The sequence below is a fragment of the Parabacteroides sp. AF18-52 genome (assembly GCF_003479145.1).
GTDB lineage: Bacteria > Bacteroidota > Bacteroidia > Bacteroidales > Tannerellaceae > Parabacteroides > Parabacteroides faecis.
The window spans coordinates 600,300-613,098 of the sequence record NZ_QUGR01000001.1; the positions used below are offsets into that span (position 1 = coordinate 600,300).

At 40.3% G+C, this 12,799-nt stretch carries 9 protein-coding genes; all 9 read right to left on the reverse strand.

From position 1 onward, the window contains the following. The gene (locus DWX23_RS02520) at positions 1–1,245 is read right to left on the reverse strand and encodes a hypothetical protein (RefSeq protein WP_122373282.1); all 1,245 of its coding nucleotides are present in this window, start codon (positions 1,243–1,245) and stop codon (positions 1–3) included. A gap of 234 nt (positions 1,246–1,479) precedes the next feature. Further along, positions 1,480–3,396, reverse strand: a complete 1,917-nt coding sequence (locus DWX23_RS02525; protein ID WP_122373283.1) for a UDP-N-acetylglucosamine 4,6-dehydratase family protein — start codon at positions 3,394–3,396, stop codon at positions 1,480–1,482. Positions 3,397–4,163: 767 nt separating this feature from the next. Beyond that, positions 4,164–4,325, reverse strand: a complete 162-nt coding sequence (locus DWX23_RS24845) for a hypothetical protein (RefSeq protein WP_158607042.1) — start codon at positions 4,323–4,325, stop codon at positions 4,164–4,166. Between the two features lie 138 nt (positions 4,326–4,463). Continuing rightward, positions 4,464–6,707 carry a GH92 family glycosyl hydrolase gene (locus tag DWX23_RS02535; RefSeq protein WP_122373284.1) on the reverse strand — a complete coding sequence of 748 codons (2,244 nt, stop codon included), beginning with the start codon at positions 6,705–6,707 and terminating at the stop codon, positions 4,464–4,466. 81 nt (positions 6,708–6,788) lie between these two features. Further along, a complete protein-coding gene (locus tag DWX23_RS02540) occupies positions 6,789–8,963 on the reverse strand; it encodes a beta-N-acetylhexosaminidase (protein ID WP_122373489.1) in 2,175 nt (724 codons plus the stop codon). A 455-nt stretch (positions 8,964–9,418) separates the two neighbouring features. Continuing rightward, on the reverse strand, positions 9,419–9,763 hold the full coding sequence (rplT, locus tag DWX23_RS02550) for a 50S ribosomal protein L20 (RefSeq protein ID WP_005635321.1): 345 nt from the start codon (positions 9,761–9,763) through the stop codon (positions 9,419–9,421). A 106-nt stretch (positions 9,764–9,869) separates the two neighbouring features. After that, on the reverse strand, positions 9,870–10,067 hold the full coding sequence (gene rpmI, locus DWX23_RS02555) for a 50S ribosomal protein L35 (RefSeq protein WP_122351339.1): 198 nt from the start codon (positions 10,065–10,067) through the stop codon (positions 9,870–9,872). A 51-nt stretch (positions 10,068–10,118) separates the two neighbouring features. Continuing rightward, the gene (gene infC, locus DWX23_RS02560; RefSeq protein ID WP_122351340.1) at positions 10,119–10,766 is read right to left on the reverse strand and encodes a translation initiation factor IF-3; all 648 of its coding nucleotides are present in this window, start codon (positions 10,764–10,766) and stop codon (positions 10,119–10,121) included. Between the two features lie 33 nt (positions 10,767–10,799). Continuing rightward, positions 10,800–12,755: a threonine--tRNA ligase gene (thrS, locus tag DWX23_RS02565; protein ID WP_122351341.1), complete on the reverse strand. Its 1,956-nt coding sequence runs from the start codon at positions 12,753–12,755 to the stop codon at positions 10,800–10,802. Between the last annotated feature and the right edge of the window lie 44 nt (positions 12,756–12,799).

Genomic DNA, 12,799 nt, shown 5'->3' on the forward strand with positions numbered 1-12,799 from the left:
TTATATTTTATATTTAGCGTTATATTTTAATATCTCATTAATAACCAATGGGGCAATACACCATATTACAAACTGCAACGCTGATGTTGAATGAACAGGATTGGTAAAGCCCATAAGTATAATAAACAAGAAGGATATTTTAAAATAATTGGACTCTGATGGCAAATTCAAATATTTATATACATATTTGTTCATTGAATAATACAGAAAAAAATATGGAATTGCCCCAATCAAACCAATATCACATAAAAAACCAAAGAATGTTGAATGAGGGTCGAAATCTACAGCCTGTCCCCATATAGGAGAACTTAAAAATACCCTTATTGCATTACTATAAATTTCCATTCTAGCTGTACCATCTTGGGCAGTTCCACCTGTATCTTGAAAACTAAATAAAAGGCTTAATTCCATAAAGCGATCCTTAATGTCGTTGCCCTCTTCTACATTATCGGCTACAAACCTAAAAAATATAGGCAACAGAAAAAATAAAACAGGTATTCCCAAAAAGATCAAAGGTCTATTCTTTTCAGGTAATTGTTTATAGCAGAAATATGAAATACTGATTGTTGGAATAATAATTGACAGCGAAAATTCAGCCTTCATAAGAAACGAATAAATAAGTAAAATACTTACACTTACCAATATTTTTATTATTTTGTTTTTATAAGTAACAAACACAAGAGCTAATGTAGGAAGTAATGCTGCTGTACCATAAATAAAATAGAAATTACCAATACCTTTAGTTTCTTCTGCTACCTCTATACTATTAGCAAATGACCTCACAACCCCAGGATACATTGTCATAAAGATATTTGTTATCCATATGGTATAAGCAAAACAAACGAATGATACACCTAAAAAAATTCTACATTGTATAATAGAACTTGCCGTTAAAAGTCTATACATTACTACAAAGGGTATTATCTGATATAACATTTGCTGAAACTTTGCAATAAATAACTTTAAGACATAATTATCAACTTTATTATCAATCGTCTGCGTTTCTGTAAGAAGAAAATACAGCAATGATATATATACAGCTATTAGAACATAAGTCAAAATCTTATTATCATTATTACCTGTTTTGGACCTTATAATCACATAAAATAAGTAACAAAATGTAATTCCAAAAAATGGTACTGCCGGAAGTTTAGATAATTCAGGGGATATTGTATATGAAGCATAAACAAGCATATATAAAAATTCAATTATCGGTAATTTCCTAGCTCCAAGTTCGTTGTCCATACTCCAATAAGAACATTATAGTAAACATCATTTTGACATATCGCCTAAATATAGACTTGATTTTTGATTTTATTAGGTTAGATTCCGATACTCATCGGCAGTAGATTTTCATAATCCCTGCACCATTGATAATTTCCTGGAACAATTCCCTTGCTTAAATTAAGAGCTGATATCCTCAGCATCCTGCACATTGGCCTTCATATTCCTTTTCGTATACAAAAAAAGATAGAAACTTCATTCATTATCCAACACCTCATACTCCGAATTTTTACTTTTAAACTCCGGTACAATCCCTTTCATCATTTGGACTGTTCCCATCTTATCGACTTTAATCGCCAATGTAATCAGCGGGTTCATAACCGTACAAATATCATTGTAATCATATTCTCTCACTTGGGCACGATATATTTTGGCATTATTGGTAGAAAGGGTATTTTCTTTCGTTGCCAGAAGTTCCTCATACAGCTTTTCGCCTGGGCGAAGACCGGTATATTGGATTTCGATATCCTCGCCGGGGACAAGACCTGCCAGTTCAATCATACGACGAGCCAGATCAGCAATCTTTACAGGGGTTCCCATGTCGAATACAAAGATTTCATTACCTTTACCCATAAAGGCTGCTTCCAAGACCAAACGACATGCCTCCGGAATCGTCATGAAATAACGGATAATGTCCGGATGGGTGACTGTTAAAGGACCTCCTTTCGCTAATTGCTCACGGAAACGGGGAATGACGGAGCCATTACTGCCTAATACATTACCAAAACGAGTGGTAATAAAACGAGTCTTACCCGGATGCAAACCTTTACTGATAGCGATGCTCAGGCTTTGTACATAGATTTCTGCCAGACGCTTGGAAGCTCCCATCACATTTGTCGGATTGACGGCTTTATCGGTAGAAACCATAATGAACTTATCGACATTATACTTGACAGCCATATCCGCCACATTACGAGTACCATATACATTCGTATGAACGGCTTCGCAAGGATTCTCTTCCATTAGAGGGACATGCTTGTAAGCGGCTGCATGAAATACATACTGAGGCTGAAAACGACAGAAAACAGATTCTACACGATCGATCATCCGGATATCTCCCATTACAGGAGTAAACTCTACCTGAGGAAATTTTTCTTCCAGTTCCAGACGTATATTATGCATGGGAGTTTCGGCACTGTCGAATAAGATTAATTGTTTCAGATTGAATGTACATAATTGACGACAGAGTTCGCTGCCAATAGAACCGGCAGCTCCGGTGACTAAAACCACTTTACCTTTTAAGGAAGCGGCGATTTCAGCCATATTGATACAGATTTCCTCACGACCCAATAAATCTTCTATATGTACTTCAGGAAGATTGTGAAAATTAACCCTGCCTTTCTTCAATTCATCGACAGAAGGGAGTATCAACATACGAACCTTCTTCTTTTCACAATAACGGACTAAACGCTCACTCTCTTCTTTTACTAGATGATAGTCAGTAAACAGAACAGCTTTAATATTTTTCCTGTTAACCAAATGATTAAAGTCTACCTGTTTTTTGATTGAGTAAATTCTGTATTTTCCTACACGTAAACAGGTGTGATCGCCAAAACGTAGGAAACCACAAACTTTATACAGCAGTTTGTCGCTCAGGGAAGCATCAAACAAGAAAGTCCCGGATTTATCACCCTGATAAATCAGTAGTTTTCCTTGATTTAAGGATACACTATTGACTATAATCGTATAGAAAACAATCATGAAGACACGGAGTATTGTTAAAAGGAAGAATGTGAGGGATAAGTCTACTACAGCTCCTAAGGCTAATTCACGAGGAGATTGAATCGTCGTGGTCAGGTAGACTAAAACAACGATGAAAAGTACCTTTATTAATGAGGATAAAGCGAGACGTCCGGCTTCTGTAAATGCAGAGTGCCGGATCACACCTTTATAGGTCTGGCACAAAAAGAAACTTGCCAGGCTACTGCAGAAAGAAATGAATAATATATGAAAAAGAGAATCGTCTACAAGCTCTGTCCCAAGGATATACCACAGGAATGACAGAGAAGTAGCAGTTGCCAGAATTGATAAAAATAAATCAATAAATAGGACGATCCAACGGTTAAAAAATTTAACGCGTGATAATACTAGTGCAAAACCATTGATATTCATAAGTCACAAATTAGGGGTGTTATGTAAAAAAGTTCGTCAGTCCCAAGCGGCCAACCTACATAAACAACTGAAAATCTTATACTTGAAGGTTATTGGAGTGACTAAAAAAAACGATCGTTTTTTCTAGTCAGCCTTATTTGACTAATATTTGTTAACCTATGATTGAAGCGGCATTTTGAAAAAACAAGATCAAAACATTGAAAAACAAATAGATAAAATTCCCAAAACCTTTTGTATTTCAATAAATATCTCCTACATTTGCAGCACAAAAAAATGACTAGAAAAAACGATCGTTTTTTCTAGTCATTATGAATTCTAGCCCCTCCAATTTTTTTTAAGATTCACATTATGAAACAAATTTATCGATCAATCTTCGCTTCTATAATACAGTTTTTAAAATACAAAAGCTTTGAGAAGATTCATATTACTAGTTCACTACTTTACTTATATTATATGTATATTTGCTCTTCATATAATTTAGTAGCTATGAATAAATACACTACAAATAAAGATGAATCTGAAATTTTACCAAATCTTCTAGGACTACTTACAGCAGAGGATATTGCAGCATCTGAATTCGAAGGATTTTTATATGCGGAATTTTCGCGAAGGTAATGGAAGAACAGCTCGTCTATTAGCGAACTTAATGGCACAAAAACAAGGATACCCTAAACTAGATTTCACAAAGATTGCATCAACCTATTTTGACAAGTATATATATGCTGTACAAATGGCAGCTAATAAAGAATATGGTTGGATGGAAGATATTATAAAGATGACTTTTGTAGACGGAGCTGAACTTTCTCATAAATAGATAAGGCCATTTCTTCAGAAATATGAATCCCTTCTATTCTAAAAGAGGCAATCATGGAACGCAAAGATTCCATCTTTTTTTCCTCTGTTTGATCTTTTGAAATTCTCTCTTTCATAAACATTTATCTTTATACAAAGATACATTTTATTTTCTACAATACCAACAATACACTTCCCTTTATTGCTTTAAGCCATAAAAAAACCCCAAAAAGCCAATAGGCCTTCCGGGGTTCAAACAAGTTATTTTCTAATGTTTATTTATGCGTATCTTCTAAAATAAATTTCAATGTTCCGGCATTCACCAGTTCTTCCTGAGAAATAGTATAGCCTTTCAACTTCTTTCCTCCGGCTGTTACCTCTTTAATGTAGATATCTTCCGGAGTTTGATGCATCGACTCGATCACCAGTTCACCTTTCGGATAGAATTTCTTGTCCAGATCGATTGTTACCTTATTAAAGGTCGGTGATGTTAATACATAATCCATATCACCCGGACAGGCCGGATAAAATCCCATCATAGAGAATACAGCCCAGGTAGACATTGTACCGGTATCATCGTTACCAGGGAGACCGTTCGGTGCGTTGTGATAATATTTGTTTAGCAGTTCACGAACGAGCTTCTGTGTACGCCAGGCATCGCCTTTGAAATAGCTGAACAGGTAAGGATAAGCGATATCCGGTTCGTTAGCCATATCATAGTGGCCTTCGTCGAATACCATCTGCAGCTTGTCTACAAATTTCTTCTGACCACCCATCAGCTTAACAAGGCCGGGGATATCGTGAGGTACATAGAATGTATAGTTCCAGGCACTTCCTTCGTGGAAACCAGGATTCGGTTCGAAGTTTTCTCCTTGTTTCGGGTTGAACGGAGAATAGAACGTTCCGTCAGGCAGAAGCGGACGAAGGGTTCCGAACTCTTTGCTATAATAGTTCTTATATCCCATAGAACGATCGTGGAATAACTTGGCATCTTCTTTCTTTCCTAATGCTTTGGCAAACTGAGAAAGGTTCCAGTCGGCAATATAATATTCCAGGGCGTGAGATACAGAGTTATCGTACTGTTCACGAAGAGGAACATAGCCTTTACTCATATAATCGTTATTGTCCGGACGAAGCAGGTTGAACTCTCCCGGAGTTGTAGCTCCCTTACGCATCGCTTCATAAGCTGTTTCGACATCGAAATCGCGAAGACCGCGCATCCAGGCATCTACTATATAAGGTATAGAAGGATCGCCTTCCATCGTCAGAGTTTCACGTCCGTAAAGTTCCCATTTAGGCAACCATCCGCTTTCTTTATACATATCGATCATCGTACGGATAATGTCGAGCTGGCGTTCAGGGAAAAGAAGAGTCATCAGGGTACTTACATTACGATAAGTATCCCACAATGAGAATACTGTGTAACGGTTGCCTGTGGTATGGCCCACTTTCAGGCTTTCCATCATCGGATATTCGCCGTTCACATCCTGGATAATGTTCGGATGGATCAACAGGTGGTATAAGGCGGTATAGAAGATCGTTTTATCGTCTTTGGAACCTCCTTCAACCTTTACACGGGACAGATCGCTGTTCCACATATTGCTGGCGGTAGCTTTTACTTTATCGAAGTTAAAGTCCGGCTGTTCCGTATTCATGTTCAGACGGGCATTTTCGATACTGACGAAAGAGACGCCCATCTTTACTTCGATTGCTTCGTTTTCTTCCGTATCGTAGGTAAACCATACACCGATATCGTCACCGCTCATGTCACGGTTGTATTTGGTATACAACTTATATTTACCCGAATAGATATCCCATTCGGCTTCCACACCCTTCATTTCACGCTGTTTTTTCCAATATCCCATCGATTTAGGAGCCTTGCTGACCTTCATCACAAAATAGATAGGGAAAACAGCCTGTGGGTTATAGCAGAAAGTTCCCAACAGTTTACTACCTTCGATCTCGGTCTCATTAACGATACGAACGGTGGCTCCGGTCTCGTTGGTCAGTCCTTCACCTAGATTTAAAAGGATATTGCCTTGCCCTTTCGGGAAAGTGAAACGGCTGAGACCTGTACGCATACTGGCTGTTGCTTCTGTCTTGATATTATATTTTGTCAGGACATTGCTGTAATAACCGGGATGGGCGACTTCATCTTTATATTTACTGCCGTATTCACGGTAATCGACTTTCAGTTCACCGGCTGTAGGCATCAACAAAAGACTTCCTAGTTCAGGACAACCGACGCCACTCAGATTGACATGAGCAAATCCTGTCATGAAATCGTTGTCGGAAGAGTATGGAGTGGACCACCATTGGCTGTCTTTATCGAAGCGGTTACTCTCCGACCCCATCACATTGAATGGAGTGACACTCATCATACCTTGGGGACAAATAGCTCCGGGATTGGTTGTCCCGTAGTTACTGGTCCCGATAAAGGGGTTTACATAATCTACCGGCTGTTGCGCTGCCGCCATCAGGCTGCCACACAGCAGAAGGCTCATTACTTGCTTCTTCATTCTTGATTTATTTAGTTACTAATTAATATATTGTATTCTGTTATCATTAATAATGTGCTAATGGAAATAGCAAAGTGAATCCTACCAAACAACAATCTCATCGACAAAAATAAACCCTTTGTTGGCTTCGTCAGCCTTCAGGCGAACGTAACGGGCTTTCCAGTCTCCCTGGAAGAGATATTCCTGGAAAGAGAGGTCTGCATCTTTATTGGAGATGGTTGTCGGGATAATTCCCTGAGAGGTGAAGTTTGTACCGTCTTCCGAGGTCAGCAGCTCGACACTGGCCGGTTGGTAAACACCCGGACCGATCAACTGCATAAAGCGAGCCGATACTTTGTGAATGTCGGTCACTTCTTCCATATCGATCACACAATCGAGATCGTTCAGATATCCCTGCCAGCGGCCATCCAGATAAGTCAGTCCACCACGGTATCCGTCGATCAGGGCATTCATACCTCCCGCCATATAGCCGGGATACAACTTACTATTATAATGTATAGGCTTATTGATCGCACGATGATAATCGACTTTCTTTTCTGTCGGTGCTCCCTGCAACTGACCGTTTCTGAAAATAGCAGCTTTGACATAAGCAGAATCTTTTACCACAATCACGCCATCATAAAGGGCGGAAGAAGCAGTCGGAACAGTCCCGTCTGTCGTATAACGGATCTCTGCCGGATATTTCTCTGCATCCAGGAATACTTCTATCTGTTTCTTTACTGTATCGACAGACATGGTAACTTCCAGTTCGTCGGAAAGGGTAAAGGTGTTTATACCCATCTGCTGCAATTTTGAAATATGAGCGTTCATACGAGGTTTGAAGTCATTCCACTCACGCTTTTCCTGAGGAGTCCAGCCAATCTCGGCAACAGCAAGCGCACGCGGGAACATCATATATTCCAGATGTTTCTCATTCGTGATATATTCTGTCCAGGTATTCGCCTGTACACCTATAATATGTTTACTTTCTTCTGCGGTCAATGAATCGACCGGAACCGGGTTATAGCTATATACTTTCTTGATCGGGGTATATCCGCCGATAGCATAAGGTTGTGTCTTCGGATCAGCCTGATAGAAATCCAAATACATATAATTGCCCGGTGTCATAACCACATCGTGTCCCATACGGGCAGATTTAATTCCACCGCTTTCACCACGCCAGGACATAACGGTAGCTTCCGGTGCAAGGCCACCTTCGAGGATCTCATCCCAACCGATCAACTTACGGCCTTTAGAGATCAGGTGTTCTTCCGCTTTATGGATCATATAACTCTGCAGTTCATCCACACTCTTCATGCCATTCTTTTTCATCAAAGCCTGACATTTAGGACAGGTCTTCCAAGCTCCTTTACCGGCTTCATCTCCTCCCGCATGAATATATTCGGAAGGGAAAAGTTCGATCACTTCATCCAGCACATCTTCCATAAAGGTAAACGACTTCGGGTTGCCTATGCAGAAATCACCATTCTTATAAGGCTGACCGGAACAACTTAACTCCGGATAGGCAAACAATACTTCTTCCGAGTGACCAGGAAATTCGATCTCCGGTATTACATTTATATGTTTAGAGGCTGCATAAGCAACGATCTCACGTATATCATCTTTCGTATAATAACCGCCATAAGCACCCGGAGTGCCTTCGGGAAGATATTTACGGTCCTTTCCATCCCACCATTTCCGCCAATCGGATTCTGTCCGGAAAGCCGTCTCTGTTGTCAGTTTAGGATATTTATCCATCTGTATACGCCAGCCACCGGCATCCGTAAGATGGAAATGCAGATTATTCAGTTTGTAGAAAGACATCACATCCAGCAGTTTGAACACTTCTTCTTTCGGAAAGAAGTGGCGGGACACATCCAAATGCAATCCACGGTACTTGAGACGAGGTTCGTCCTGTATGGATACATAAGGGAAGCCCTGTGGAGTAAATAATTGCCGGAGAGTCTGCTCACCATAGAAGAGGCCCGTTTCTGTAGCCGCTTTCAAGTCGATACCTTTGTCATTAACTGTAAGCTGATATCCTTCCGGATTTCCGCCTAATGACTTATCGACAACAAAATGAACATTTGCAGGTTTTTCCGTAGAGAAGACCGCTGCACTGTCTGCCTTGAAAAAAACATCGGCCACAGTGAATTGTGCCGGTAACGGGATTAGATTCAACTGCACTGTTTCCTTCGGAGAACAGGCTACAAGGAACAACGAACATGCTACGGTAATCCCAGCCATCGTCATGCGCGATTGTTTTGGCAATAACATCATAATTTATTTTTTGTGTATTTATTCTTGGTGCGGTAAATATACAAAGAAAAAGGGAAAATCCCGTAAGAGATTTTCCCTTTATATGAGAAGAAAGCCGCACCCTAGATATGAACAAACTCCGTATGACAGGATTTGAGTGCTTTGCCACCTTTGTAATCCGCTGTGCGATGCATCCCCGAAGGGTGCGGCCCGCCATTAGCGACAAGAGCTGTGTCTCGGAATTAAAATAAACTGATGAGTTTCCCAATCGAACAAGTGCGGCTAACTCATTTTTCTTATTACAAAGATATGTAAAGCCTTTGAATCTTCCAAACAAAATGTCAACAATTTCCCCTTAAATAATGAATAAAAAAGTGAAGTCGCAGTGTTTCAGAAGGTATGAATTGTAAAAAGCTAACAAAAAAAGGGTCCCGTTATCGGAACCCTTCTCCTATTGACATTTATATATCAATTTACTTTACTTTCGCTACGATTGCTTTGAAAGCTTCCGGATGGTTCATTGCCAAGTCGGCCAACACTTTACGGTTGATCTCGATACCTGCAGCATGCAAAGCTCCCATCAAACGAGAGTAAGACATACCTTCCAGACGAGCGGCAGCATTGATACGCTGGATCCACAATGCGCGGAAGTTACGTTTCTTGTTACGACGGTCACGGAATGCATAAGTCAAACCTTTTTCCCAGGTATTTTTTGCTACGGTCCACACATTCTTACGTGCACCATAATAACCTCTGGTAAGTTTTAAAATCCGTTTTCTTTTTGCTCTTGAAGCAACATGATTTACTGATCTAGGCATAATTCTAATCTGTTTTGAATGTTAGCGTCATCCTTTATGATGATCTTACTTGCTAAATACATTCGGTTAATAAAAATCTTTGTAAAACTCGCTTAATTTAAGAAGATTACTTCATGCCAAGCATTAGCTTAACACTTCTTACATCAACAGTAGCAACAAGGCCGGTATGAGTAAGATTTCTCTTAGCTTTTTTAGTCTTCTTCGTCAAAATATGACTTTTAAAAGCGTGTTTTCTTTTGATCTTTCCTGTTCCGGTAAGGGCGAACCTCTTTTTGGCACCGGAATTAGTCTTCATCTTAGGCATTTTCCAATTTGTTTTAATTATTAAACTTGACACCCTCTAACGGGCGGTTTTTTATTCTTTGTTTCCCTCTGCGTCAGATTCTGTCCTCGGCTTCAAGGTTATAACTTTCTTAGCCACAGGCTTTGCAGGTCCGGCAGATGCAGCAGGTTTCGGAGTAGCAGTAGCAGCAGGTGCGCCTGCCTTTTTCGGTGTCAACATGATGATCATGCGTTTACCTTCCAATACCGGCAACTGTTCGACTTTACCGTAGTCTTCCAGGTCATTAGCAAAACGAAGTAACAAAACTTCTCCCTGCTCTTTGAAAAGAATGGAACGTCCTTTAAAGAACACATATGCTTTAACCTTAGCTCCTTCTTCCAGAAATCCTTTGGCATGTTTCAATTTAAAGTTATAATCATGATCATCAGTCTGAGGTCCGAAACGAATCTCCTTCACTACAACTTTAACTGACTTCGCTTTCTGCTCTTTCTGTCGTTTTTTCTGCTGATAGAGGAATTTCTGGTAATCGGTTACTCTACAAACGGGGGGCGCAGCATTGGGTGAAATCTCAACCAGGTCCAATCCCATATCTTCAGCCATTTTTAAAGCTTGCGATGTCGGGTATACGCCCTGTTCTACATTGTCACCTACTAGACGAACTTCACGAACACGAATACGTTCGTTAATTCTATACTGTTCTTTCAGATTGTCATTCTTCATTCAAAAAGATTTATTCTCCTCGTTATTAGTTATTTATTTATTACTTTTTTGCCAACGATTCATCATGTCCTCTACTTCATCGTTCAAAAGCGCTGCAAAGGTAGCAATTTTCATCGAACCTTTATCACCTTCGCCCTGTTTTCTTACAGAAACTTCATTATTTTCTGCTTCTTTTTCTCCAACGATGAGCATGTAAGGAATACGTTTCAATTCATTGTCACGAATTTTACGGCCAATTTTCTCGTTTCTGTCGTCTACCAGTACACGAATATCCTGTTCTTCCAATTGACGAGCGATATTCCATGCATATTCATTGAATTTTTCACTGATAGGCATGATACATACCTGATCCGGAGTCAACCACAACGGGAACTTACCGCCTGTATGTTCGATCAGCACAGCAACGAAACGTTCCATTGAGCCAAACGGTGCACGGTGGATCATTACGGGACGATGCTTTTTATTGTCTTCGCCTGTATATTCCAGTTCAAAACGTTCCGGCAGGTTATAGTCTACCTGGATTGTTCCGAGCTGCCAGCGACGGCCGATAGCATCTTTCACCATAAAGTCAAGTTTCGGACCATAGAAAGCGGCTTCACCGTATTCGATCTTGGCTTTCAGGCCTTTTTCCTGACAGGCTTCGATGATGGCGGTTTCTGCTTTTTCCCAGTTATCTTCCGAACCGATATATTTATCTCTGTTTACTTTATCACGTAAAGAAATCTGAGCTTCGAAGTTTTCAAAGTCAAGTGCCTTAAAGATGATAAAGATAATATCCATTACTTTCAGGAATTCGTCTTTCAGCTGATCCGGACGACAGAATAAGTGAGCGTCATCCTGAGTAAAACCACGAACCCTTGTCAAACCGTGCAACTCACCGCTCTGTTCGTAACGATATACAGTACCGAACTCTGCGAAACGCAAAGGCAGGTCTTTATATGAACGCGGGAATGACTTGAAGATCTCACAGTGGTGAGGGCAGTTCATCGGTTTCAACAGAAATTCTTCACCTTCCTGCGGAGTATGGATCGGCTGGAATGAATCCTTGCCGTATTTTGCATAGTGACCTGATGTCACATACAACTGCTTTGCACCGATATGCGGAGTCATCACCTGTTGGTAACCGTATTTCTTCTGAATACGTTTCAGGAAGTCTTCCAGTTTCAAACGTAACTGAGTACCGCGGGGTAACCATAAAGGCAAGCCTGCTCCTACTGCAGTAGAGAATGTAAATAATTCCAGTTCCTTACCGATCTTACGGTGGTCACGTTTTTTGGCTTCTTCCAGTAACGCCAGGTATTCATCCAGCATTTTCTTTTTCGGGAAAGTGATACCATACAAACGAACCAACTGTTTACGTTTTTCATCACCACGCCAGTATGCACCAGCCACGCTCAGAATTTTAACAGCTTTCAGGTAAGATGTGTTAGGCAAGTGCGGTCCACGGCACAGGTCAGTAAAAGATCCCTGTGTATAGGTGGTTATTTTACCGTCTTCCAGTTCACTGATCAACTCAGTCTTATATTCTTCACCTCTGTCACCAAACATTTTCATAGCGTCTGCTTTGGAAATGTCCTGACGTTTGATTTCTTCTTTCTTTGCTACCAGTTCAAGCATTTTTGCTTCAATAGCTGCAAAATCACCTTCTTTGATTGTAGCTTCACCCGGATCTACATCATAGTAGAATCCATTTTCAATAGCCGGACCGATACCGAACTTGATACCAGGATAAAGTTCCTGCAAGGCTTCTGCCATCAGGTGAGCACTCGAGTGCCAGAATGCATGTTTACCTTCTTCGTCGTCCCACTTCAGCAGATTCACTGTCGAATCCTGCATAATAGGGCGAGACAGGTCCCATGTTTCTCCGTTCACACTTGCGGCCAAAACTTCCTGAGCCAAACGGGAACTGATACTTTCTGCGATCTGCATTGCAGTAGTTCCTTCAGCGTATTCTCTTACGGAATTATCCGGAAATGTAATCTTTATCATAATCTGTTCTCTATAATTCTTTAATTAGCATGCAAATTTAGCAT